The organism is Mycobacterium sp. ENV421, from assembly GCF_002887815.1.
In the GTDB taxonomy this organism is placed as follows: domain Bacteria; phylum Actinomycetota; class Actinomycetes; order Mycobacteriales; family Mycobacteriaceae; genus Mycobacterium.
The window spans coordinates 12,256-35,044 of sequence record NZ_PDHO01000010.1 but is presented as its reverse complement, the minus strand read 5'-3'; the positions used below and the strand labels follow the sequence as shown (position 1 = coordinate 35,044).

At 67.5% G+C, this 22,789-nt stretch carries 24 protein-coding genes; 15 read left to right on the top strand and 9 right to left on the bottom strand.

Annotated features, from left to right (window positions below; all coding sequences use genetic code 11):
* Positions 1 to 4: 4 nt before the first annotated feature.
* Genes CRM90_RS14320 through CRM90_RS31575 form a run of 3 tightly spaced genes read left to right on the top strand, consistent with a single transcriptional unit; the run spans position 5 to position 4,102 of the window.
* Complete coding sequence (locus CRM90_RS14320; protein WP_102807617.1) at positions 5 to 1,603, top strand: amidohydrolase; 1,599 nt, start codon at positions 5 to 7, stop codon at positions 1,601 to 1,603.
* Positions 1,596 to 3,332: an apolipoprotein N-acyltransferase gene (gene lnt / locus CRM90_RS14315; RefSeq protein ID WP_102807751.1), complete on the top strand. Its 1,737-nt coding sequence runs from the start codon at positions 1,596 to 1,598 to the stop codon at positions 3,330 to 3,332. Before CRM90_RS14320 ends, lnt begins: the two co-directional genes overlap by 8 nt.
* Complete coding sequence (locus CRM90_RS31575; RefSeq protein WP_102807616.1) at positions 3,329 to 4,102, top strand: polyprenol monophosphomannose synthase; 774 nt, start codon at positions 3,329 to 3,331, stop codon at positions 4,100 to 4,102. The genes lnt and CRM90_RS31575 overlap by 4 nt, the downstream gene beginning before the upstream one ends.
* A 30-nt stretch (positions 4,103 to 4,132) precedes the next feature.
* Here the strand turns inward: CRM90_RS31575 and CRM90_RS14305 are convergent, their stop codons facing one another.
* Entirely contained in the window at positions 4,133 to 4,471 is a 339-nt protein-coding gene (locus tag CRM90_RS14305; RefSeq protein WP_102807615.1) for an RNA polymerase-binding protein RbpA, read from the bottom strand.
* A gap of 142 nt (positions 4,472 to 4,613) precedes the next feature.
* Between CRM90_RS14305 and CRM90_RS14300 the strand changes: the two genes are divergently transcribed.
* The 5 genes from CRM90_RS14300 (at position 4,614) to CRM90_RS14280 (ending at position 8,781) form a co-directional block, all read left to right on the top strand.
* The gene (locus CRM90_RS14300) at positions 4,614 to 4,943 is read left to right on the top strand and encodes a hypothetical protein (RefSeq protein WP_102807614.1); all 330 of its coding nucleotides are present in this window, start codon (positions 4,614 to 4,616) and stop codon (positions 4,941 to 4,943) included.
* Between the two features lie 153 nt (positions 4,944 to 5,096).
* Positions 5,097 to 5,900, top strand: a complete 804-nt coding sequence (locus CRM90_RS14295; RefSeq protein ID WP_233209332.1) for an ABC transporter permease — start codon at positions 5,097 to 5,099, stop codon at positions 5,898 to 5,900.
* Positions 5,897 to 6,634, top strand: coding sequence for an ABC transporter ATP-binding protein (locus CRM90_RS14290; protein WP_102807613.1), 738 nt, complete (start codon positions 5,897 to 5,899; stop codon positions 6,632 to 6,634). Before CRM90_RS14295 ends, CRM90_RS14290 begins: the two co-directional genes overlap by 4 nt.
* Before the next feature lie 35 nt (positions 6,635 to 6,669).
* Positions 6,670 to 7,674, top strand: coding sequence for an ABC transporter substrate-binding protein (locus CRM90_RS14285; protein WP_102807612.1), 1,005 nt, complete (start codon positions 6,670 to 6,672; stop codon positions 7,672 to 7,674).
* 9 nt (positions 7,675 to 7,683) lie between these two features.
* Positions 7,684 to 8,781 carry an LLM class flavin-dependent oxidoreductase gene (locus CRM90_RS14280; protein WP_102807611.1) on the top strand — a complete coding sequence of 366 codons (1,098 nt, stop codon included), beginning with the start codon at positions 7,684 to 7,686 and terminating at the stop codon, positions 8,779 to 8,781.
* A gap of 41 nt (positions 8,782 to 8,822) precedes the next feature.
* Here the strand turns inward: CRM90_RS14280 and CRM90_RS14275 are convergent, their stop codons facing one another.
* A complete protein-coding gene (locus tag CRM90_RS14275) occupies positions 8,823 to 9,368 on the bottom strand; it encodes an NAD(P)H-dependent oxidoreductase (protein ID WP_158249018.1) in 546 nt (181 codons plus the stop codon).
* A gap of 57 nt (positions 9,369 to 9,425) precedes the next feature.
* Here CRM90_RS14275 and CRM90_RS14270 point away from each other — a divergent pair, with 57 nt between their 5' ends.
* On the top strand, positions 9,426 to 9,809 hold the full coding sequence (locus tag CRM90_RS14270) for an ArsR/SmtB family transcription factor (RefSeq protein ID WP_102807609.1): 384 nt from the start codon (positions 9,426 to 9,428) through the stop codon (positions 9,807 to 9,809).
* Entirely contained in the window at positions 9,806 to 10,813 is a 1,008-nt protein-coding gene (locus CRM90_RS14265) for a cation diffusion facilitator family transporter (protein ID WP_102807608.1), read from the top strand. The genes CRM90_RS14270 and CRM90_RS14265 overlap by 4 nt, the downstream gene beginning before the upstream one ends.
* Here CRM90_RS14265 and CRM90_RS14260 read toward each other — a convergent pair.
* Positions 10,810 to 11,505, bottom strand: coding sequence for a hypothetical protein (locus tag CRM90_RS14260; protein WP_102807607.1), 696 nt, complete (start codon positions 11,503 to 11,505; stop codon positions 10,810 to 10,812). The two genes, CRM90_RS14265 and CRM90_RS14260, sit on opposite strands and share 4 nt — an antisense overlap.
* Positions 11,506 to 11,581: 76 nt before the next feature.
* Between CRM90_RS14260 and CRM90_RS14255 the strand changes: the two genes are divergently transcribed.
* Together CRM90_RS14255 and CRM90_RS14250 are read left to right on the top strand one after the other, a co-directional pair.
* Positions 11,582 to 13,102 (top strand): carboxylesterase/lipase family protein, encoded by a 1,521-nt coding sequence (locus CRM90_RS14255; RefSeq protein WP_102807606.1) that lies wholly within the window; start codon positions 11,582 to 11,584, stop codon positions 13,100 to 13,102.
* A gap of 83 nt (positions 13,103 to 13,185) precedes the next feature.
* The gene (locus CRM90_RS14250; RefSeq protein WP_102807605.1) at positions 13,186 to 15,171 is read left to right on the top strand and encodes a DUF7064 domain-containing protein; all 1,986 of its coding nucleotides are present in this window, start codon (positions 13,186 to 13,188) and stop codon (positions 15,169 to 15,171) included.
* A 31-nt stretch (positions 15,172 to 15,202) separates the two neighbouring features.
* Here the strand turns inward: CRM90_RS14250 and CRM90_RS14245 are convergent, their stop codons facing one another.
* Positions 15,203 to 16,090: an SCO6745 family protein gene (locus CRM90_RS14245; RefSeq protein WP_102807604.1), complete on the bottom strand. Its 888-nt coding sequence runs from the start codon at positions 16,088 to 16,090 to the stop codon at positions 15,203 to 15,205.
* Positions 16,091 to 16,125: 35 nt separating this feature from the next.
* Here CRM90_RS14245 and CRM90_RS14240 point away from each other — a divergent pair, with 35 nt between their 5' ends.
* The gene (locus CRM90_RS14240) at positions 16,126 to 16,707 is read left to right on the top strand and encodes a DUF4333 domain-containing protein (protein WP_233209322.1); all 582 of its coding nucleotides are present in this window, start codon (positions 16,126 to 16,128) and stop codon (positions 16,705 to 16,707) included.
* Positions 16,708 to 16,716: 9 nt separating this feature from the next.
* Here CRM90_RS14240 and CRM90_RS14235 read toward each other — a convergent pair whose 3' ends face one another.
* Positions 16,717 to 17,439 (bottom strand): FadR/GntR family transcriptional regulator, encoded by a 723-nt coding sequence (locus tag CRM90_RS14235; RefSeq protein WP_102807603.1) that lies wholly within the window; start codon positions 17,437 to 17,439, stop codon positions 16,717 to 16,719.
* A 124-nt stretch (positions 17,440 to 17,563) separates the two neighbouring features.
* On the opposite strand from CRM90_RS14235, the gene CRM90_RS14230 reads away from it, so the two are divergent.
* Positions 17,564 to 18,058, top strand: a complete 495-nt coding sequence (locus tag CRM90_RS14230; protein ID WP_102807748.1) for a gluconokinase — start codon at positions 17,564 to 17,566, stop codon at positions 18,056 to 18,058.
* 5 nt (positions 18,059 to 18,063) lie between these two features.
* Complete coding sequence (locus CRM90_RS14225) at positions 18,064 to 19,500, top strand: GntP family permease (protein ID WP_102807747.1); 1,437 nt, start codon at positions 18,064 to 18,066, stop codon at positions 19,498 to 19,500.
* Positions 19,501 to 19,510: 10 nt separating this feature from the next.
* Here the strand turns inward: CRM90_RS14225 and CRM90_RS14220 are convergent, their stop codons facing one another.
* The 4 genes from CRM90_RS14220 to CRM90_RS14205 form a co-directional block, all read right to left on the bottom strand.
* Positions 19,511 to 20,143, bottom strand: coding sequence for an RDD family protein (locus CRM90_RS14220; protein ID WP_102807602.1), 633 nt, complete (start codon positions 20,141 to 20,143; stop codon positions 19,511 to 19,513).
* 91 nt (positions 20,144 to 20,234) lie between these two features.
* Positions 20,235 to 21,152, bottom strand: coding sequence for a DoxX family protein (locus CRM90_RS14215; protein WP_102807601.1), 918 nt, complete (start codon positions 21,150 to 21,152; stop codon positions 20,235 to 20,237).
* 43 nt (positions 21,153 to 21,195) lie between these two features.
* The gene (locus CRM90_RS14210; protein ID WP_286145637.1) at positions 21,196 to 21,447 is read right to left on the bottom strand and encodes a DUF6328 family protein; all 252 of its coding nucleotides are present in this window, start codon (positions 21,445 to 21,447) and stop codon (positions 21,196 to 21,198) included.
* A gap of 12 nt (positions 21,448 to 21,459) precedes the next feature.
* Positions 21,460 to 22,713, bottom strand: a complete 1,254-nt coding sequence (locus CRM90_RS14205) for a mechanosensitive ion channel family protein (RefSeq protein ID WP_102807599.1) — start codon at positions 22,711 to 22,713, stop codon at positions 21,460 to 21,462.
* Positions 22,714 to 22,789: the final 76 nt, after the last annotated feature.

The following is a 22,789-nucleotide window of genomic DNA, read 5'->3' as shown; positions in this document are numbered from 1 at the left end:
GACCGTGACCACACTGCTGCTGGGCGGGCGCATCCACAGCCCGACGCACCCGGATGCCACCGCCATGGCGGTGCGTGACGGCGTCGTCGCCTGGCTGGGCAGCGACGAAGTCGGCCGATCCCAGTTCGCGGACGCGCAGATGATCGACCTCGACGGCGCGTTCGTCGCACCCGCCTTCGTCGACAGCCACATCCATGTCACGTCGACCGGTCTGCTGATGACGGGGCTGGACCTCACCGGTGCGACGTCCACACAGCACTGCCTGTCCCTGGTCGCCGAGCACGTCGCCGCCCACCCTGGTCAGCCGGTCTGGGCACACGGCTGGGACGACACCGGCTGGGCCCGTGACCAGGCACCCAGCACCGAGGAGCTCGACGCCGTCGTCGGCGCACTCCCGGCCTACCTGGCCCGCATCGACGTGCACTCGGCCGTGGCCTCGACCGGGTTGCGTGAGCTGGTGCCCGGCCTGCCCGCGGTCGCCGGATATCACCCACAGCGGCCGCTGTCGGCGGACGCTCACCACCTGGTCCGTTCCGAGGCGCGCCGCCTGCTGACCGTCCGTCAGCGTGCCGACGCCCGGCGGGCCGCGCTCGACGCGGTGGCAGCCGCGGGCATCGTCGCCGTCCACGAGTGCGCCGGACCCCAGATCGGCGGAGCCGACGACTGGCAGGAGTTGCGCGCGACCGAACACGGTGTCGAGGTGGTGGGCTACTGGGGTGAGGCGGTGTCCAGCGCCGCGCAGGCGACCGCGCTGATGGACACGACCGGCGCGCAGGGGCTGGCCGGCGACCTGTTCGTCGACGGCGCCCTGGGCTCGCACACCGCGTGGCTGTGCGGTCCGTACGCCGACGCCCCGGACAGCACCGGCAACTGCTACCTCGAACCCGAGGTCATCGCCGACCATCTGTTCGCCTGCACCGAGGCCGGCGTGACGGCGGGATTCCACGTCATCGGCGACGCGGCGGTGACCGCGGTGGTCGACGCGCTGACCCGGCTCGTCGACCGGTTCGGGGCGCCCGCCGTCGCCCGCTGTGGGCACCGGTTCGAGCACCTGGAGATGGTGAACGCCGAGCAGGCGGCCATCCTGGGCCGCAGCGGGGTGACGGCCAGCATGCAGCCCAATTTCGACGCTCTGTGGGGTGGTTCCGATGGGATGTACGCCCGCCGCCTCGGTATCGGCAGAGCGGCCGCGCTGAACCCGCTCTCGCTACTAGCATCGGCAGGCGTGCCCTTGGCGTTCGGCTCAGATGCCCCGGTGACCAGCATCGATCCCTGGTCGACGGTGCGCGCGGCCAGCAATCACCAGACCGACGGCAGCTCGATTTCGGTACGTGCGGCGTTCGCCGCCGCCACGCGCGGCGCCTGGCGGGCCGGCGGGGTGCGCGACGGAGTCAGTGGAACCCTGGTCCCGGGTGCGCCCGCGTCGTACGCGGTGTGGGAGCTCGGCGCCGGCGGCCTGGACGTGGCCGCTCCGGCCGACGGTGTGCAGCGCTGGTCCACCGATCCGCGCTCACGGGTGCCCGCGCTGCCGCGGTTGGCACCCGGCGATCCGCTGCCGCGCTGCCGTCACACCGTGCACCGGGGTGTCGCGCTACATGGCTAGCCGACTGCTGAACTGGATCCGCACCGCGCTGCCGCCACGGATGTTCCGGCTCCTCGTCGCGGTGACCGCCGGGCTGCTGTTGTGCATCAGCTTCCCGCCGATCGGCTGGTGGTGGTCGGCGGTGGTGAGCTTCGCGCTGCTGAGCTGGGTGCTGACCCACCCCAAGACCACGCCGGCCGGTGGCCTCGGTTACGGCTTCCTGTTCGGGCTGGCGTTCTACATTCCGCTGATCCCGTGGATCAGTGGGCTGGTCGGCCCGGTGCCGTGGCTGGCGCTGTCCGCCATGGAATCTCTTTTCCCGGCCATCTTCGGGCTGCTGGCCGTGGTGGTGCGCCGGGTCCCCGGCTGGCCGCTGTGGCTCGCGGTGTTGTGGACCGCCCAGGAGTGGCTCAAATCGACCGTGCCGTTCGGTGGGTTCCCTTGGGGCGTGGTCGGTTTCGGCCAAACGAACGGACCGTTCCTGGCGCTGGTGCAGCTCGGCGGGGTGCCGTTGTTGTCGTTCGGGATCGCACTGATGGGCACCTCGCTGGCGGCGCTGGTGCTCGAGATCGCACGCTGGTGGCAGCAGAGCAGCGCGGCCAAAACGGCCGGGCACGTGTCGCTGCCCGGGGTTCTGATGCCCGGGCTGTGCATCACCGCGGTATTGCTCACCACCGCGGTTGCCGCCCCGCAGGTGCGCCGCGCCGCCGGGGGCGCAGGCAATGAGCCGACGGTCACGGTGGCCGCCGTCCAAGGCAACGTCCCGCGGCTGGGGCTGGATTTCAACAGCCAGCGGCGCGCGGTCCTGGACAACCACGTCCGCCAGACCGTGCAGCTGGCCGACGACGTGCGCGCAGGCCGGGCGCCCCAGCCGCAGTTCGTGATCTGGCCGGAGAACTCGTCGGATATCGACCCGATGACCAACGCCGACGCAGCCCAGCAGATCAGCGTTGCTGCGCAGGCGATCGGCGCGCCGATCCTGGTCGGTGCCGTCGTCGCGCGCCCGGACTGGACCCCGCAGAATCCGTACGCCTCGAACACCGTCGTCGTCTGGGATCCGGTCACCGGGCCGGGCGAGCGCCACGACAAGCAGATCATCCAGCCGTTCGGTGAGTACCTGCCCTGGCGGGGCTTCTTCCGGCACCTCTCGTCGTTCGCCGACCGGGCCGGCTACTTCGTGCCCGGCAACGGTTCGGGCGTCGTGCACGCCGCCGGTGTGCCGGTCGGCGTCGCAACCTGTTGGGAGGTCATCTTCGACCGTGCGTTGCGCGAGTCCGTGCGCAACGGCGCTCAGCTACTGGCCGTTCCGACCAACAACGCCACGTTCGACCAGAACATGAGCGAACAGCTGCTGGCATTCGCCCGGGCCAGGGCCGTCGAACACGACCGCTACGTGGTGGTCGCCGGGACCGTCGGCATCAGTGCGGTGATCGCTCCGGACGGCGCGGAAATCGCCCGCACCCAGTTCTTCACGCCGGGGTATCTGGACCTGACGATGCGACTCAAGACCAGCGAAACCCTCGCCACGCGGTGGGGGCCGCTGGTGCAATGGGTGCTGGTCGGAGCTGCCATTTCGGTCGTGATCGGGGCCATGCTGCACAATGGTTGGTTCATGCGTCCGTTACGCCGTAGGCGGCGGGAACGGGACGCAGGCAGCATGTCCGGGGGCGAAGACGACGGCGAGAACACGCCGGAGCAGGGCGATTCAACCGCCGCCCTGGCCGGGCAGCACGACAAAGGAGAGTCATGACCGACCGGGGAAACACGGGCGCCGTGCGGCCCAGCCAGCGCACCCTGGTGATCATTCCGACGTTCAACGAGCTGGAGAACCTGCCGCTGATCGTGGGCCGGGTGCACAAGGCCTGTCCTGAGGTGCACGTGCTGATCGTCGACGACGGCAGCCCCGACGGGACGGGCGAGCTCGCCGACGAACTCGCGCTGGCCGACACCGACCGGGTTCACGTGATGCATCGCAACGCCAAGGACGGCCTCGGCGCGGCGTACCTCGCAGGGTTCGCCTGGGGCCTGAGCCGCCAGTACAACGTGCTGGTGGAGATGGACGCCGACGGCAGCCACGCGCCCGAACAGCTCTACCGGCTGCTCGACGCCATCGACAACGGCGCCGACCTGGCGATCGGGTCGCGCTACGTACAGGGCGGCACAGTGCGCAACTGGCCGTACCGGCGGCTGGTGCTGTCCAAGACGGCCAACACCTACTCCCGCGTGCTGCTCGGCGTCGGCATCCACGACATCACCGCGGGCTACCGCGCCTACCGGCGTGAGGTGCTGGAGAAGATCGACCTGTCCGCGGTCGATTCCAAGGGCTACTGCTTCCAGATCGACCTGACCTGGCGCACGATCAACAACGGTTTCACCGTCACCGAGGTGCCTATCACGTTCCGCGAGCGCGAACTCGGGGTGTCGAAGATGAGCGGCTCGAACATCCGCGAAGCAATGCTCAAGGTCGCCCAGTGGGGCCTCGGCGGCCGCCTGGACCGCGCCCGCGGTGTCGTCAGGTAGGGCGGAGTCGCCGGATAAGTAGGCGAGCGATCAGCTGCCGCGGCGCTTCGACTTGATCAGATCGAGACGCTCCTTGAGCAGCTCCTCGAGCTCCTCGACCGAGCGGCGCTCCAGCAGCATGTCCCAGTGGGTGCGCGGCGGCTTGACCTTCTTGGGTTCGGGCAGGTCACCGTCGATGAGGGTGCCCTCGAGGCCGTTCTTGCAGGGCCAGGTGCCGGGGATCTCGGCGTCGTCGGCGAACGGAACCTCGAATTCCTCGCCGTTCTCGGTGCGGTACCGCGCAATCTGACGCGGCGCCAGGTCGTGGTTGCGGTCCGTCTCGTAGCTCACGGCTCCGAGGCGACTGCCTCTCAGGACACGATCAGCCATCGTCAATTCTCCTCACAGTGCCAATGAAGGGCCGGGGCCCTTTGAAGTCCGGGTAGTTAACGCAAGACCACTGCATACGGTTCCCGACTCGACCCCCCATGATACCGGGATCACTTCGCGATGCCGTCTACAGTCACATGACGTGACGCGTCGTTCCCGCTCCCAGCCGTGTCGGTGGTGTGGACGTGAGGTGGCCGACGTCGGGATGGGCCGGCGCAGGCAGTACTGCCGCCAGTCCTGCCGGCAGCGCGCCTACGAGCAGCGCGCATTGGTCAAGGGCAGCGCCATCCCCGAAGATGCCGTGGTGCTCTCAGCCGACGAGGCCGCCGAATTGTCCGATCGGGTGTTCCAGGTGCGGTGCGCGGCCGAAGACGTCGCGACCGCGGTCGACGAGGGTGCGGCCGCAGCCGAGTTGCGGGAATTGTGCGATGCGCTGGTTCGGGCCGCCAAGGCCGCCGACGGCTGGCGCTGACTCCGCGGATCTTTTCGTCACCACGAATCAAACCCTTAACCGATCGTGTGGGGGTTTTTAGGGTCGATGGACGCGTCGAGTTCGTTTGTTGTCGCGTGCCCATAGTCAGCCACCCACGTGTCATCGGGGGACCCAATCGTGACCACATCAGCCGTGCAGGCTTCCGCGCCGGTTCTGCCGGCCGGTTCACGCACCCCGCCACGCCGCCGCCGGCGTAAATGGGCGATCGCCCGGTGGGCGTCGCCGGTGATCCTGCTGGCGTTGTGGCAGGTGGGCAGCGCGTTGGGCATCATCTCTCAAGAGGTGCTGCCCGCACCGTCGCTGATCGCCGAGGCCGGGCTGGAACTGATCCGCAATGGTCAACTCGCCGACGCGTTGCGGGTTTCCGGCGCTCGCGTCGCGCAGGGCCTGCTGCTTGGTGGGATCGTCGGCATCGGGCTGGGGAGCGCAGTCGGGTTGTCCCGCTGGGCCGAGGCGACGGTCGACCCGCCCATGCAGATGTTGCGCGCGCTGCCACACCTCGGTCTGATCCCGCTGTTCATCCTGTGGTTCGGTATCGGCGAACTTCCCAAAGTTCTCCTGGTCGCGCTCGGCGTCATTTTCCCGCTGTACCTCAACACCTTCTCGGCGATCCGGCAGGTGGACCCAAAATTATTCGAAACGGCTGAGGTGCTTGGCTTTTCGTTTCGCCAGCGGTTCGCCAACATCATTGCGCCCAGCGCCGCGCCACAGGTACTGGTGGGCCTGCGGCAATCACTGGCGATCGCATGGCTGACGTTGATCGTCGCCGAACAGATCAACGCCGACAACGGCATCGGCTACCTGATCAACAACGCACGTGACTTCCTGCGCATCGACATCATCATTTTCGGTCTCTTCGTCTATGCGCTGCTGGGTATCACGACTGATGTGATCGTGCGTTCACTCGAGCGCCGCGCCCTGAGGTATCGGTCATGACCGTGACCTACGATCGCCAGACCGGGGTGGCCGGATCGCTGCGGCACATCGACAAGTGGTACGGCGAACATCATGTGCTCAAGGATGTTTCGGTCGCGGTCGGCGCGGGCCAGATCGTCGCCTTGGTGGGGCGCAGCGGATCCGGCAAATCCGCCGTGCTGCGTGTGCTGGCCGGCTTGACCCGGGACCATACCGGTGAGCGCATCGTCAGCGGAGCGCCGGCGCTGGCGTTCCAGGAGCCGAGGCTGTTTCCCTGGCGCACGGTGCGCACCAACGTCGGATACGGGCTGACCCGATTCCGGCTTTCTCGCGCCGAGGTGGCGGCTCGGGCCGACCAGGCACTGGCCGATGTCGGCCTGGCCGATCGCGCGGGTGCGTGGCCGTTGACACTGTCCGGTGGTCAGGCCCAACGGGTTTCGCTGGCCAGGGCCCTGGTCGCCGAGCCGCAGTTGCTTCTGCTGGACGAACCGTTCGGCGCCCTGGATGCGCTCACGCGGCTCAGCATGCACTCCTTGTTGTTGCAGCTGTGGCGGCGCCACCAGTTCGGGGTGCTGTTGGTGACCCACGACGTCAACGAGGCTGTCGCCCTGGCGGATCAGGTGCTGGTCTTGGGCGACGGTGAAGTGAAGTTCCAGACGGCCATCACCGACCCGAGGCTGCCTACTGGCAGCTCGTCGACCGCCAATGACAATCACCGTGCCGAATTGCTCTGGCAACTCGGTGTCCAGATCTGACAGGAGCTAGCTTGTCTCTCACTGTATTTCGTCGCATGTTCATCGCGCTGACCGTCATCGGGCTGCTCCTGACGGGCTGCGTGTCGCGCCAGCAGAACACGGGTGCATCCCAGGCCCCGGCGACGGTGCCGCTCAGTGAACTCTCGGACGTCACCCTGCAGGTGGGTGATCAGAAGGGCGGGACCGAGTCGCTGCTGCGCGCCGCCGGTGCGCTGGACAACCTGCCCTACCAGATCGCGTTCTCGACGTTCACGTCCGGACCACCGCAAATCGAGGCCGCGACCGCGGGCAAGATCGACTTCGCCATCACCGGCAACACCCCGCCGATCTTCGGTGCCGCATCCAACGCGAAAGTGAAGGTGGTCTCGGCTTACAACGGTGGTGGCGTCGGGGACCAGATCCTCGTTCAGGCGGACTCACCGATCCAGTCCGTGAGCGACCTCCGCGGTAAAAGCATCGCGGTGGGCAAGGGCAGCTCCGCGCACGGTCACCTGCTGGGTCAACTGGACAAGGCCGGGCTGACACCGGCCGATGTGAAGCTGGTGTTCCTGCAGCCCGCCGATGCGCTGTCGGCGTTCAAGGCGGGCCAGGCCGACGCATGGGCGATCTGGGACCCCTACACCGCGCAGGCCGAGCAACAGCTCAAGGTGCGGTCGATTGCGCAGGCCAAAGGAGTGACCAACGGCTATTGGTTCGGGGTGGCGGCCGACGCGGCGCTTGGCGATCCCAAGCGCAGCTCCGCCCTGGCCGATCTGCTGGTCAGGTTCGCCAAGGCTGCCAAATGGGCTCAGGATCACCCTCAGGAATGGGCCGAGAAGTACGCCGCGGCAGTCGGATTGGACCCCAAGGCCGCCGAGGTCGCGCAGAGCCGCAGCCTACGACTGCCGACAGCACTCAGCGATCAGGTGATCGCCTCGGAACAGAAGATCGCCGACCTGTTCGCCAAGTCGGGGCAGATCCAGTCTGCGCCCGACTTCTCGAAGTGGGTCGACCGTCGCTACGCCGGCGTGCTTGAGCCGGTTCTCATTGGTTCACGTTAGGAGGGTTTCTTGTCTGCGAAGTTCTTTTGGTTCCTGCCCACCAACGGTGACAGCCGTTCGATCGTCGGGGCATCGCACGCGTCGTCGCACCACACGATTCCGGACGGCTATCGGGCACCCACCCGGCGCTATCTCGCCGAAGTGGCCAGGGCGGCCGACCGGCTCGGCTTCGAAGGGGTGCTGACGCCGACCGGAACCTGGTGCGAGGACGCGTGGTTGACGGCCTCAGCGCTGCTGGCCGAAACCGAGCGGCTGAAGTTCCTCGTGGCGTTCCGGCCCGGACTGGTGCCGCCCACCCTGGCCGCCCAGCAGGCGGCGACTCTGCAGCGGTTCTCCGATGGCCGCCTGCTGCTCAACGTCGTCAGCGGCGGGGACGACCTCGAGCAGCAGCGGTTCGGCGATTGGCTCGACCACGACGAGCGGTATGCCCGCACCGGCGAATTCCTCCAGATCGTCAAGTCGGTGTGGGGCCAGGAGTCGTACGACTTCGACGGCGACTTCTACAAGATTCGCGACGGCCGAGTGTCCACACCGCCGCACCCGTTGCCGGAGTTCTACTTTGGTGGCTCGTCGGCGGCTGCTCTGCCTATCGCTGCCGAGCATGTCGATGTCTACCTCACGTGGGGCGAGCCGCCGCAGGCTGCGAAGGCCAAGATTGACGCGGTGCGCGAGTTGGCGGCGGCACGTGGTCGCAGCCTGCGCTTCGGGATCCGGCTGCACACGATCACCCGCGATACCTCGGCCGCGGCCTGGGCCGTCGCCGAAGAGCTGGTGAACGAGCTGACGCCGGACCAGATCGAGCGGGCCACCGCGCAGCACGCCGGCTCGGGGTCCGAGGGGCAACGTCGGATGACCGCGCTGCACGGTGGGCGCACGGACAAGCTGGAGATCTACCCGAATCTGTGGGCCGGAGTCGGTCTGGTCCGCGGCGGCGCGGGCACCGCTCTGGTCGGCAGCCACGAAGAGGTGGCCAACCTGATCTGGGAGTACCACACGGTCGGGTTCGACGAGTTCATCCTGTCGGGCTACCCGCATCTCGAAGAGGCGTACTGGTTCGCCGAGGGCGTGTTCCCGATCTTGCGCGCCAAGGGAGTTCTGGCCGCTTAGTTCGCGCTAGGCGGTGGATGAATCCGGGACTGTGAAAATCGTTACGCGGTCGGGGCCGGCGTCTTGGCGAGCAGACCCTCGTATCGAGCCGCCGCGGCGGCGAGATCGTCATCGCTCAGGTTTCGAACACCATGGAGCACAAAGGGTTCGGCGAACTCCATGCCGAGTCGACGCGCGGTCGCGTGCAGCGGGGCCAGGAGATCGGTGTACTCGAAGCCGTGCAGCCGGCCCGGCTGATAGTCCTCGGTCACACCGCCGGTGGTCGTCACGATCCGCAACGTCTTACCCGCGAGCACGCCTGGGGCGCCGGGGCCGTACGCCCACCCTGGTGTCATCACCTGGTCGAGCCAGTTCTTCATCGGCCCGGGCAGCGAGTACCAGTAGGTCGGGTACTGCAGCACCACCTGAGCCGCCCGTTCCAGGGCGGCCTGCTCGGCAGTGACATCGACGACGCCGCCCGGGTAGAGAGGGGTGAGGTCTCGAATCTCGGTGTCCGGCCGGTCTGTCACCGCGCGCAGAAGTGCCGCATTGGCGCGTGACGCCGGTCCGCGAGGGTTGGCGTACACCACCAGCGTGTGTTCGTTCACCTCACGCCAAACCGGTGGTCGGACAATTTTGTTCCGTTGCTCCGCTATTATCTGCGTATGAATGCAGATAGGCAGCTTGCCGATGACCACGTGCTGCTCGTCGTCGAGGTCTTCCGCATGCTGGCCGACGCCACTCGTGTGCAACTGCTCTGGTCGTTGATCGACGGCGAGCTCAGCGTCAACGATCTCGCCGAGCGCGTTCGCAAGCCGGCGCCGTCAGTCTCCCAGCATCTGGCCAAACTGCGCATGGCCCGCCTGGTCCGCACCCGGCGAGAAGGCACGCAGGTGTTCTACCGCCTGGAGAACGACCACGTGCGCCAACTCGTCACCGATGCGGTGTACAACGCCGAGCACGCGGGACCGGGGGTGCCGTCGCACCACAACAGCGAATCCGCCGTCGTGCCCCTCGCACGCGACCAACGAACAGGGACCAGCCGATGACCTGCAGCGAAAAGCACGTTCCGGCAGCACATTCCGGGGACCACGACCACGACCACGACCATGGCGGTCTGCGCGCGGCGATCACCGACATATTCGCCCCGCACTCACACGACTCGGCCGACAGTCTGGACAGCGCGCTCGAGTCCAGTGCGGCCGGTATCCGCGCGGTCAAGATCAGCCTCGTGGTGCTGGGTGTCACCGCGCTGGCTCAGATCGCCATCGTGATGGTGTCCGGGTCGATCGCACTGGCAGCCGACACCATCCACAACTTCTCCGACGCCTTGACCGCGGTACCGCTGTGGATCGCATTCGCGTTGAGCACCAAGGCCGCGACCCGGCGCTACACGTACGGCTTCGGCCGCGTCGAGGATCTCGCCGGGATGTTCGTCGTCGCGATGATCGCACTGTCCGCTGTCGTTGCCGGGTATGAGGCCATCGGACGTCTGATCCACCCGCGCCCGATCGAGCATCTCGGCTGGGTCGCGCTCGCCGGGCTGCTCGGGTTCATCGGCAACGAATGGGTCGCGCTCTACCGGATCCGGGTCGGGCGCCGCATCGGTTCCGCAGCTCTGGTGGCCGACGGATTGCACGCCCGCACAGACGGATTCACCTCGCTGGCCGTGGTGATCGGCGCCGGCGGCGTCGCCCTCGGCTTTCCGCTGGCGGATCCGATCATCGGTCTGGTGATCACTGTGGCCATCCTCGCGGTGTTACGCACCGCGGTCCGGGATGTGTTCCGCCGCTTGATGGATGGCGTTGATCCCGAACTCGTCGAGACGGCACAGGCCGCACTCGCCGCCCGGCCGGGAGTGCGTGCGGTGCGCAGTGTGCGGATGCGGTGGATCGGCCACCGGCTGCACGCCGATGCCGAGCTCGACGTCGATCCCGATCTCACTCTCGCGCAAGCACATCAGGTCGCGCACGCGGCCGAACACGACCTGACCCACGCCGTACCCAAGCTGGCGACCGCGATGATTCACGCCTATCCGGCGCACACGCACTAACAGACGTACTGCACGCCGATGCCCGCAGGCGGGGTGGCCTGGCGGGCGCATGCGAACGCGTCGACACCGTCGGCGGCAAGCCGAACTGCCGACTGCTGGGCGTAATTCACGCATACCAAGGCGCTGGCGTCGGTGCGGCACCGGTAATTCCCGAACGACAGTGACGCGTCATAAGGCAGTTCGCGGCCCTGTCCCGCAGCGAATCGGCCCGGATCACCGTGCGCCGAACCGACTTGAACCGTCGATCCGTCGAAGTCGACCCAGCCGCCCTTCCACTGGCCGTACACATCCGGTGGCCGCGGCGGCGGGCTGGTCAGCTCCACCAGGCAGGCCAACCCCGGGGAGCCGTGCTTGGCATCCGTCATGCAGGTGGTACCGCCCGGTGTCGTGAACGCGACGTCGTCGCCGAGGTCGGCTGTCACGCCGCCGCGAAGGGCGATGTGGTACTGCGCGGCGTCGATCGGGGGAGCCGCCTCGATCCAGCGGATCGCGTCGGCGATCGGCACACCGGCCGCGGGTGCCGGGACCGACGATGTGGCCGTGGTCGAGGTGGACGACGACGGCGCAGCCGACGACGTGGCCGTGCGCGACGGGGTGATCGGTGTCAGCTGAGTTTGGCCCGCTTGACCGCCTGTCGCGCCGGAACATCCCGCGACCAGCAGCGACGCGGTGAACAGCACGGCGATCCGCATCCCGACAGGCTAGCGGGCCGCAGCAGATCGGGTTGTCAGGCGCGTCGGGGAGCGCAATGTTCGATACCGTCGAGTGATGCACGAACACACCGTCCGCGCCACCACGGGCAGCGGCATCGTCGAGGGGTTCGTCCGCAACGGGGTCAACAGGTGGCGTTCGATTCCCTACGCCCGCCCGCCGGTGGGCGCGCTGCGATTCCGCGCGCCGCAGCCCCCGCAGCCGTGGCGCGGCGTCCGCCACTGCCACGGCTTCGCCAACTGTGCTCCTCAGCAGCGCCGCTACACGATGCTGGCCGTGGGCAAGTACCAGCCGATGGGCGAGGACTGCCTGACGCTCAACGTCGTCACCCCGCAGTGGACGGGCAGTGAGCCGGACCACGAACCGTTGCCGGTGATGTTCTTCATCCACGGCGGCGGATACCTGATGGGCAGCTCGGCCACCCCGCTCTACGACGGCGCCGCCTTGGCCCGTCGTGGCTGCGTGTACGTTTCGGTGAACTATCGCCTCGGTGCGCTGGGCTGCGTGGACCTTTCGTCGCTGTCCACCCCGGACACCCCGATCGACAGCAATCTGTTTCTGCGCGACCTCGTGATGGCGCTGCGCTGGGTGCGCGAGAACATCGGGGCGTTCGGCGGCGACCCCGGCAACGTGACGATCTTCGGCGAGAGTGCCGGCGCGCATGCCGTCGCGACGCTGCTGGCCGTGCCGGAAGCCGAAGGCCTTTTCGCACAGGCCATTTCAGAAAGCCCCGCGTCGGGTTTGGTGAGCGGCCCGGAGACCGCCGCGACGATTGCCGGCAAGTTCGCCCGCCTGCTCGGGGCCGGCGGAGACGACGGCGCCGAAACCGTGATGCGGGCCCGCCCCCGAGACCTGGTCTCCGCGCTGGACACGCTGCTGGTCGAGAGCATGACCGATATGGATGGTGCCTTCTCGCTCGGCCCCACCTACGGCGACGACGTCCTTCCCGACGATCCGATCGCCGCCATGCGGCGCGGGGCGATCCACAAGGTGCCGCTGATCGTCGGCACCAACGCCGACGAAGGCAAGCTGTTCACCCGGTTCATGAAGCTGCTACCGACCACCGAGCCGGCCATCGAACGCTTGCTGGCGAGCGCGGAACCCGAAGCGCGCCAACGCATCACCGCGGCCTACCCGGGCTATCCACGGCCGGCGGCCTGCGTCCAGCTCGGGGGTGATTTCGCGTTCGGAACCGCTGCTTGGCAGATCGCCGAGGCGCACGGCCAGCACGCGCCGACGTATGTGTACCGCTACGACTACGCGCCGCGGACCCTGCACTGGTCGGGGCTTGGCGCCACCCATGCCACCGAGCTGCTGGCCGTCTTCGACATCTACCGGACCCGGTTCGGCGCCGCGCTGACCGCTGCCATGGACCGGCGCTCGGCGCTCAAGGTCAGCCGAGATCTACAGAACAGATGGCGACATTTCAGCCGCACCGGCGTGCCGGGCGAGGGCTGGCCGCGCTACACCGAGGCCGAACGCCCGGTGCTGGTGTTCGACCGGCACACCCGCGTCGATTACGACCCCCATCCGCACCGGCGCGAGGCGTGGGCGGGGTTCTCCCTGGCCGGCCGCTAGCCTGACCAGGACCGATTTGACACCCGTCAAGAGATGGCGGGAAAACCTTTCGGGCTGCCAGGGATGTGTCCTAGGTTGGTCGCGTGCAGACCAACGACATCGTCATCGAGCGACCGAGTGACCTGACCGCCGAATGGCTGACCGCCACCGTCGGATTTCCAGTCACCGGGTTCACCGTCGACCGCATCGGTACCGGCCAGATGAGTGAGTGCTACCGGGTCGGATTGACGTATGCCGACGACGTCGAGGGACCTGCCTCGGTGGTACTCAAAGTCGCCGCGACCGATCCGACGAGCAGGCAGACCGGGATGGCGTTGGGACTCTACGAGCGCGAGGTCAGGTTTTATGCCGATGTCGCCCCGCGCCTCGGCGGTCCGGTGGCCGAGTGCTACTACAACTCGTACGACCCCGAGACGGGGATCTTCGCGCTGCTTCTCGACGACGCGGCGCCCGCCGAAGTCGGTAACGAAATCCGCGGTGCCACAATCGAAGACGCTGTGCTGGCGCTGACCGAGCTGGGTCGGCTGCACGCCCCGGTGATCGGAAACGAGAGCCTGGCCGACGCCGAATGGCTGACCCGGGCCGCGCCGCTGGACCAAGCCCTGATCGGTCAGCTCTGGGCTGGATTCGCCGACCGCTACGGTGATGCGATCACCGCCGAGCAGCGGCAGGTGTGTGAACGGCTGGCGGGTGGTTTCGACGCCTACCTGGCCGACGAGTCCTTGCCGGAGCGGATCAAGGGCCTGGTGCACGGCGACTACCGGCTCGACAACATGCTGTTCGGCCGTCCCGGATCCCGGCGCGACCTCACCGTCGTGGACTGGCAGACCGTCACCTGGGGCCCGGCCATGACCGACGTGGCGTACTTCATCGGATGTGCTGTCACTATTGACGATCGGCGCGCCCACTACGACGAGCTGCTTCGCGCGTATCACCAAGGGCTGGGCCCTGATTCGGGTGTCACTCTCGACGACGTACGCGAGGGCGTCCGACGGCAGAGCTTCGCCGGGGTGATGATGGCGGTGGTCTCGTCGATGCTTGTCGAGCGCACCGAGCGCGGCGACGAGATGTTCCTGACCATGCTGAACCGGCACACCAGCCATGTCCTCGACACCGGCGCGCTCGACATTCTGCCGCCGCCTGCGCCCGCCGGCGCTCTGACGCCCGACCCGGCCGACGAAGGTGCCCATCAGCCCGGTGACGAGCCACTGTGGAACGAGAGCTGGTACTGGGACTTCGCCGACCCGGCTCAGGGAATCGGCGGCTGGCTGCGGCTCGGCCTGGTGCCCAACCAGAACGTCGCGTGGATCAACGCGCTCGTGTGCGGCCCCGATATGCCGACGGTTGCGCTGGTGAACTTCGAGGCGCCGATGCCCGCCGACCCGCTCGAGGCCAAGGCGGACGGCGCTGAACTGCGCCACGGTGCCATCACCCCGCTGCAGACCTACCGCGTCGAGGTCCGCGGTACCGCACTGGAATACGACGACCCGTCGGCGCTGCTGCGCGACGAGCCCGGCCGGCCCGTCGAGTTGGCCATGGACCTCACCTGGACGACGGTCGGGACTCCGTACGCGTATCGCATCACCACCCGCTACGAAATCCCCTGCACCGTGACCGGAACCGTCACCATCGACGGGCGGGTGCACCAGGTCGAGGCGGTCCCGGGACAGCGCGATCATTCTCACGGTGTTCGTGACTGGTGGAGCATGGACTGGGTCTGGAGCGCCCTGCACCTCGACGACGGCACCCACCTACACGGTGTCGACCTGCGCATCCCCGGCATGGACCCGATCAGCGTCGGCTACCTACAGCGCGCCGGCGAACCGGTCACCGAGACGACCACCGTGCGTGCCGAAGCGACGTTCTCCGACAACGGGTTACCGCTGACGACGACCATCGACTATTTGCCCGGTCCGGTCCAGACGACGGTTGATATCCGCGGTCACGCCCCGGTGCGGCTGGTGGCACCGGAGGGTCAGGTCAGCTTCTTCCCGCGGGCCTGGGTCACCGTCGACACCGCCGACGGGCGGACCGGGGCGGGCTGGGTGGAGTGGAACCGCAACCTCTGACCGGTTGGACCCGGTACCGCGCGGGTGAAACCTAGAGGCCTGCGCTGTCGTGGTCGAGTTCGTCGCGGCGCAGCGCCATCGGCGTCACGGCGGGTAGGTCACCGCCGGCGACGACCCTCCGGGTGATCGGCGTCAGCGCCCGGAACAAGCGCTCCACCGAGTCGTCGTCGAGAGCGGCCAGCGCAGGCAGCGAAAGGCTGTCGGTGCGCACTTCGATGTGTTCCTTCAGGGTTCGGCCGGCCTCGGTGAGACCACCTGCGGCAGTGAGCAATCCGCGCTCCCGCAGCGAATGAACGCACCGGTCCCACTCGTCGTCGGAGTAGTCGCGGCTGCGTTTGATGAAGTCGGCAGGCACCGCCCCGGCGCCGACGTGGAATACGTTGGATTCGCGGCCGGTGATACCTTCGCTGACCAATACGGCGATGTGACCGTCGCCGCGGTGCTCACGCAATAGCGTCGCGGCATGCCACAGCGCTGCCAGCGGGGTGTCCGGCCAGGGCATTGCCCGGTTGGCCGCGAACAGCGGCCGGCCGTCCAGCGGTGCGGTCTTCGCCGCCAGGCCCGCCAGTTCGGCGGCCTCCGCCACTCCCGGGGTGTCGTCACTGAGTCCGTAGCCCTGCAGCGCCGCGACCGCGGTGTCTTGCCGAACCCGGACCATCTCCTCGGGTGCGGCGACATCCCATATTGCCGGTATCGCCTTGGCCACCCTCTCGGCGGAGAAGTTATAGAAGGTCGCGGTCACCAGCTCCACCGGCACCCGACCCAGCGGTGCTGAACGGCCGGCAAAGTAGCCGCGCCAGAATCCGACGAATCCCATGGCGTCGAACGCACTTCGCACACCTGGCGCGAAGTAGGTGATGCCGTGCACGGGTTCGTAACGGTCGAAGAAGCGGCGCGCCAGTGCTGGGGTTCTGCTCATTGAAACAGTGAACCACTTGGTATCTTGCTCGCATCGTGCGGCCGCCCGCGCCGCCGGTCGGCTGGGAGGTGACCATGCGTGCCATCACGGGAATCGCGCGACTCGGCGCCGGGCTCACCGCGGCGGGTTTCGCCGCAGCCGCGCTGAGCGGATGCTCGTTCGAGGTCAGCACCGGTGGTCTTGCCGTGTCGAGGACAGACCTGGAGAACGACATCACCCAGCGGCTGCAGAAGGCGGGTGAGAAGCCACAAACCGTGACCTGTGCCGAGAATCTGCGGGGCGAGGTCGGCAAGACCACCCGCTGCGAGGTGCTGCTGAACGGCGCCGACAGCTTCGACCTCGTGGTCACCGCGACGAAGATCGACGGTGAGAAGATCAGCTACAGCATGGTCCCCGCCGCATCGAAGGAACAGCTCGACAAGCTGGTCGCCAAGACCGTCTCCCAATCCGCCGGGGCGGCCGTGGACTCAGCCGACTGCGACGGCGGTCTGGACGGCAAACAGGGCGCGGAGGCGCACTGCGACGTGACGGCGGCGGGCCAAACGACGCGGCACACGGTGACCGTGACCAAGGTAGAAGGCCTGATGATGTACTTCCACGTGCAGCCGTCAGGCTAGGCCCGCAACCTAATTCCCTTCCGGCACCGAAAGATCACTGGCCAGCGCTGCGGCGGCTTCATCGATGATGGCCCGCATGGCGCGCTCGGCGGCAGCCTCGTCGCGCATCCGTATCGCGCGTGCCACCTCGTCGTGGAGTTCGATCGCGGCGGGGTTCGGACGATCGGGCATCATGCCGTGATGGGTGCGTCCGCCCAGTACCTCCGCCACCACATCGTTGAGCGCCCGGAACATCTCGTTGCCGCTTGCTTCCAACAATGTGCGGTGAAAGATCTTGTCCGCCAGCAGATATGATTCCAGGTCGCCGGAGCGGCCATGTACCACCATGTCGGATACGGCGGCGGCCATGATCCGGCACTGATGGGGGTCGGCGCGGCGCGCCGCCAATGCCGCCGCCGCGGGCTCGAAGCCGCGACGCAGCTCCGACAGCGACATCAGCTGCGCGGCACGGTCGCCGACATCCAATCGCCAGCGAATGACCCTGGGGTCGAACACGTTCCATGCGCTCGACGGCTGGATGGTGATGCCAACCCGGCGGCGCGGGGCGACCATTCGCATGGACTCCAGCACCCGGATGGCCTCGCGTGCCACCGACCGGGAGACCCCGTGGTCGGCGCTGACGGCGTCGAGGGTCAGCACATGCCCGGGCTGGTAGCGGCCGGAGACGATCGCTTCACCGAGCGCGGTCAGCACACTGCTGTGCAGCTCGCTGACGATTGGCTCGGACCTCACTCATACATGTTGTCATAGATACCCCATGGCGAGTTAAAAACAGATTCATCACGATTTGGTATTGCAAAGATATGACTATTGATGAATGCTGTGTGACATGCCGAACAGCAGGGTAGACGCAGGCATGACCTCACCTACCGTCGTCATGGGAGTGTCCGGTTCGGGGAAATCAACGGTCGGCGCTGCGTTGGCGCAACGGCTGCGCGTGCCTTTCGCCGACGCCGACGACTTTCACCCGCCCGCCAATATCGCCAAAATGACCGCGGGCCATCCACTCGACGACGACGACCGCTACCCGTGGCTCGAGGCGATCGGGGTGTGGCTGGCCGAGCACCCCGGCGGCGGTGTGATGAGCTGCTCGGCGCTCAAGCGCGCGTACCGCGATCAGCTCCGCAGGCACTGCGCCGACGTGAAGTTCCTGCACTTGAACGGAACCGCGGAAGTCATCGCTCGCCGACAGGCAAGCAGGCCAGGCCATTTCATGCCGGCAAGCCTGCTGGCCTCGCAATTCGACACGCTCGAACCCCTCGATGCCGATGAAGACGGCATCAGCATCGACGTCGATCAGAGCATCGATTCGATCGTCGACCGCTACGTATCCCACGCTGAAGGAAAGTGACGCCGATGAACCTGCACGCCACCCTCCTGGCCGAAGCGCCCAAACTGGCGACACCGGTCGCGCCCGGCTGGCAACTCATCCTGGCCTTCCTCGCCGGCATCGCGGTGATCGTCGTTCTGATCACCGTGTTGCACCTGCACCCGTTCCTGTCCTTGATCTTCGGTGCGCTGACCGTCGGAATCGTCGCCGGGGAAAATCTGGAGAAGGTGCTGAAATCCTTCAGTGACGGCTTCGGTTCCACCGCCGCGGGTGTCGGCATCCTGATCGCCCTTGGCGCGATGTTCGCCAAACTTCTGGCCGACTCCGGTGGCGCGGACGAAATCGTCGACACCATCGTCGGGCGGGCATCGCCGCGCGCGCTGCCATGGGCGATGGCGTTGGTGGGTGCGATCATCGGCCTACCGATGTTCTTCGAGATCGGCCTGGTCCTGCTGATGCCCGTCATCTACCTGGTCTCGCGGCGCTCCCAGCTGTCTCTGATCACCGTGGGAATCCCGGCACTGGCCGGCCTTTCGGCAATGCACGGCTTCGTGCCGCCGCACCCGGGACCGCTGACCGCGATCAGCCTGTTGCACGCCGACCTCGGTCTGACGCTGGCGCTCGGCGTGGCAGTGGCGATCCCGACGATCATCGTGGCAGGCCCGTTGTTCGGCAAGCTGGCCGGGCGCTGGGTCGTGGTCGAGGCGCCCGACACCTTCGGTTCGGGTGCGGCCGCGTTACGCGCTGCCGGCCCGGAGGCCGAGGTCATTCCCGACGAGAACCGCGGTAGCCGCCGGCCGTCGTTCGGCGTGACCATGTTCAGCGTGCTGCTCCCCGTCGTGCTGATGCTCGGCAAGGCACTCGTCGACATCTTCATCGACGACGAGAACCAATGGTTCCGAGTCGCTTTCGACGTTCTTGGTACCCCGCTGGTCGCGCTGTTGATCGCGGTGATCGTCGGTATCTTCACCCTCGGTGGCGGCGCGGGCATGAGCCGTTCCGAGGTGATGAAATGCGTCGAATCGGGTCTGCCCCCAGTGGCCGGCATCATCCTGATCGTCGCCGCGGGTGGCGGTTTCAAACAGGTCCTCGTCGACAGCGGCATCGGCACACTCTTGGCCGACTGGGCCAAGACCGCCAACGTCTCGGTGATCCTGCTGGCCTGGGTGCTGGCCGTGTTGATCCGGCTGGCGACGGGCTCCGCGACGGTCGCCACCATCACCGCCTCCGCGCTGGTGCTCCAGTTGGTGGAAGGCCTCGGCAACAGTGAGGTATCGCTGGTCGTGCTGGCCGTGGGAGCCGGTTCGCTGTTCTTCTCCCACGTGAACGACGCCGGATTCTGGTTGGTCAACCAGTATTTCCGGATCACCGTGGGTCAGACGATCAAGACCTGGTCACTGATGGAGACGGTGCTGTCAGTGACCGGCCTGATCGTCGTCCTGCTGCTCGGTCTGGTGATCTGATCGCGGGCGGTCAGGCCTTGACGACCTGGGTTCCGCCGGCGAGTTCGTCGTGCTTGCCCTGCTTGGTCGGGCTGCCGTTGATCGTCACCGCGATCACGATGTAGGCGATGACGCCCAACAGACCGCCGATGTAGGGGATCACCGACAGCAGCGTGAACGAGTTACGGATCGCCGACTGCTGGGCGGTCGGCTTGGGTGCGCCCCCGGGGCCGTGCACGCTCAAGCCCAGGATCTTCTTGGCCGGAGTCCAGCCCTGAGTCACCTCGAAAACCACGAAGTACGCAAACGTCAGCACGCCCGAAAACAGCCCTGTCACAAGGATGTTGCTGGTGGCATCGAGCAGCAAGGCCAGCACGAAGGACACGATGCCGACAATGATGCCGTCGATCAGACGCGCGGCGAACCGAATGCCCAGCCCGCCCGGCTGGCCACTGGCAGGCATCGGCGGCGGAAAGCCGCCGCCGTAACTCGGCTGACCGTAGAAATTCTGCGGGGGCGGGGCGTACCCACCGGGCTGCCCGGGCGGTGGCGGGGGATATCCCGAGGGCGGCGGCGGATAACTCCCCGGCTGTCCCGTCGGAGGTGGCGGGGGATAACCCCCGGGCGGACCGTACGCGTTCGGATCGTTGTCACCGGTGGTCATTGCTTGCTCCTCCCGCTGAAATAAGTCCGGCCCAATCTACCCTCCGGGCCGGACACAGCAGGGGCTACGCCCGCGGTGCGATCGACGAGCCTCAGCGCTTGGCCAGTTTCTTGGCTTCCTTCTTGGCTTTCTTGTTGGCCTTGCGTGCCCGTGCGCGTGTGGTGTCGACGAGTTCACCACTCTGATCCCTCGCGACGTCGACGAACTCGGCGCCGCGCTTGCGGGCGACGTCGGCCAGCTCCGCGCCGCGCTCACCGGCGATATCAGCGAAATCCGCGCCGCGCTTGCGGGCGACGTCGGCCAGTTCGGCGCTGCGCTCACTGGCGATCTCGGCCAGTTCGGCGCCACGCTCACGGGCGATCTCGGCGAACTCGGCGCTGCGCTTACGTGCCGTCTCCAACAGCGGAGTAGCGCGCTCACCGGCGGTCAGCGCCAGCTCACGCCCACGCTCGGCGCCGACCTGTAGGCCGTGGCCCACCTTGGGGCCGACCCGATCCAGCAGATCGTTGTCCAGCAGGCTGTGGCTCGAGCCGGGCAGGCTGCTCGAGACAGCTTCGCTGACCTTGCGGGCCGCGCGGCGTCCACGCCAGCCCAGCGACGGCTTCCCGGCGGTGTCGGCCGAGGCGATGATCAAACCACCGAGCAGGCTCATATCGGTAAGGAACGCCCGGCGCTTCTCGGCCTTGAGTTGTTGGTCGGGCTCATCCCAGAACATGTGTGCACCGAGGTTGGCAGGAATCACGGTGACCGCCAACGCCGCTGAGGCCACCCGGGGCAGACGACCCGACGCGAGAAGCAGGCCGCCGCCGATCTGAACGGCGGCGGTGATCTTCGCCAGCGTCTCCGGATCGCTGGGCACATTGGCGCTGACCGGTTCGGGAAGCTTCTGCAAACCTTCGAGCGCCGGGCGGGCCGCTTCGGCGGCCGGCTTCGGGCTTTTGAGCGCTTCGAATCCCTGGCCGATGAACACCGCTGCCAACATTGGCCGGGCAACTCTGCGAATCAACATGGCGCCGGTGTTCCCAACCGGCTCGCCTGTCAAACCCGGAGGCTCAGCCGTCGAGGCGGCGCATCCACGGCGGGAACACCACGCAAGCCGCCAGCATCACCACGGCCGTCACGATCCCGGCGAAGACTCCGGCCCCGTCACCGAGCACCGTCCCGAACACCACGACGGCCACGCCGGTGAGCGCGGCGCCCAGCAGCAGGAGCCCACAGAACGCGAAGCGGTGCGCGATCGCGACCAGGGGATGCAGCCGGTGCGTGCGGAACACCATCCGGTGCATGCCGACGGGTGCGACCAGCTGGACCGTCGCCTACGAGTCGTCGTTGTTGGTCGTCGCGTGGGCCAGATGAGTCGATTCGGCACGCTCGGCCAGTGCTTCCGGTCCGGGGCCCTCGAATGCGCGTCCACGCCGCTCGGCTTGCGGGCTGCCGGTGAACAACGTGGAGTCGACGCGGCCGCCAGGGCCCATCGATTGGTGCGTCTGAAGGTTGTCGGGCGCGCCGCGAAACTGCTCTACCCGCCAGCGCGGCAGAGCGCCCGGATTGGTGCCCTGCAGCCATCGGACCATGCCTTCCCGCACCGCGCATCGCAAATCGAAGAGTGCACCGGCGTTGGCGGCACTGACCAGCATTCGGACCCGCAGATGACCACCGACCGCATCGGTCACTTGAAGGACGCCGACACGTCCGTCCCACAGGTCACTTGCCGACAGCAACCGATCCAGTTCGGCGCGCATGCCGTCCAGTGGGACGGTGAAGTCGACGTCGAGTTCGGCCGTGCCGAGCAATTCGGTGGCCTGTCGGGTCCAGTTCTGGAAGGGCGTCGTCGTGAAATAGGTGCAGGGCAGTACCAGCCGACGCTCATCCCACAGGTGCACGACCACATAGGTCAGCGTGATCTCTTCGATGCGCCCCCATTCCTCTTCGAGGACGACGACGTCGCCGACCCGAATCGCATCGGAGAACGCGATCTGGATGCCGGCGAATGCCGCTCCCAAAGAGGTTTGCGCCGCCAGGCCGGCGACCACTGACAGCACGCCCGCAGAGGCGAACAGTGTTCGGCCGAGGTCGACGAACGATGGGAACGTCATCAGCGCGGCCGCGGTGCCGATCAGGACCACCACGGCAACCGCGATGCGTCGCAGCAGCGTGACCTGTGTCCGGATTTTGCGGCGGTGGCGATCAGCATCGGTCATCTGGGCGTCACCACCCCCGAAACGGGCGATCACCCGCTGTTCGGCGACCATGACGAGACTGCTGACCACCCATGTCATGGCGGCGATCAGCAGGATCACCAGGATCTGGTGGACCATCCCCCGCCAGGGTGCGTCTGAGCCCGTCACCCGGTCGAACGCGGTCAGCGCCGCGATCATCACCAGGGTTGCCCGAGCCGGACCGCGGGTCAGCCGCGCCACGTCCGCGAGTAGCTCGCTTCGTCGGCCGAGCCGCTGGAGCGCCCACGAGAGCAACATCGCGGCCACATACGCCACGACGACCGAGCCGCCCATCCAGACGGCCGAGATCGCGAGGTTGGTGGCGGAGTTCAATTCGGTGTGTTCGGGCATAAGCTGGCATCACTCCCGGGATCGAAGACTTCGTCGTCGGGCGGCGGCGCACACGCGCCTCGAATGGTGTCGCGTA

Coding starts and splice junctions, on each gene's coding strand:
- lnt (WP_102807751.1), top strand. CDS start 1,596: ATGGCTAGCCGACTGCTGAACTGGATCCGCACCGCGCTGCCGCCACGG.
- CRM90_RS31575 (WP_102807616.1), top strand. CDS start 3,329: ATGACCGACCGGGGAAACACGGGCGCCGTGCGGCCCAGCCAGCGCACC.
- CRM90_RS14305 (WP_102807615.1), bottom strand. CDS start 4,471: ATGGCTGATCGTGTCCTGAGAGGCAGTCGCCTCGGAGCCGTGAGCTAC.
- CRM90_RS14290 (WP_102807613.1), top strand. CDS start 5,897: ATGACCGTGACCTACGATCGCCAGACCGGGGTGGCCGGATCGCTGCGG.
- CRM90_RS14285 (WP_102807612.1), top strand. CDS start 6,670: ATGTTCATCGCGCTGACCGTCATCGGGCTGCTCCTGACGGGCTGCGTG.
- CRM90_RS14270 (WP_102807609.1), top strand. CDS start 9,426: ATGAATGCAGATAGGCAGCTTGCCGATGACCACGTGCTGCTCGTCGTC.
- CRM90_RS14265 (WP_102807608.1), top strand. CDS start 9,806: ATGACCTGCAGCGAAAAGCACGTTCCGGCAGCACATTCCGGGGACCAC.
- CRM90_RS14260 (WP_102807607.1), bottom strand. CDS start 11,505: ATGCGGATCGCCGTGCTGTTCACCGCGTCGCTGCTGGTCGCGGGATGT.
- CRM90_RS14255 (WP_102807606.1), top strand. CDS start 11,582: ATGCACGAACACACCGTCCGCGCCACCACGGGCAGCGGCATCGTCGAG.
- CRM90_RS14245 (WP_102807604.1), bottom strand. CDS start 16,090: ATGAGCAGAACCCCAGCACTGGCGCGCCGCTTCTTCGACCGTTACGAA.
- CRM90_RS14230 (WP_102807748.1), top strand. CDS start 17,564: ATGACCTCACCTACCGTCGTCATGGGAGTGTCCGGTTCGGGGAAATCA.
- CRM90_RS14225 (WP_102807747.1), top strand. CDS start 18,064: ATGAACCTGCACGCCACCCTCCTGGCCGAAGCGCCCAAACTGGCGACA.
- CRM90_RS14220 (WP_102807602.1), bottom strand. CDS start 20,143: ATGACCACCGGTGACAACGATCCGAACGCGTACGGTCCGCCCGGGGGT.
- CRM90_RS14215 (WP_102807601.1), bottom strand. CDS start 21,152: ATGTTGATTCGCAGAGTTGCCCGGCCAATGTTGGCAGCGGTGTTCATC.
- CRM90_RS14205 (WP_102807599.1), bottom strand. CDS start 22,713: ATGCCCGAACACACCGAATTGAACTCCGCCACCAACCTCGCGATCTCG.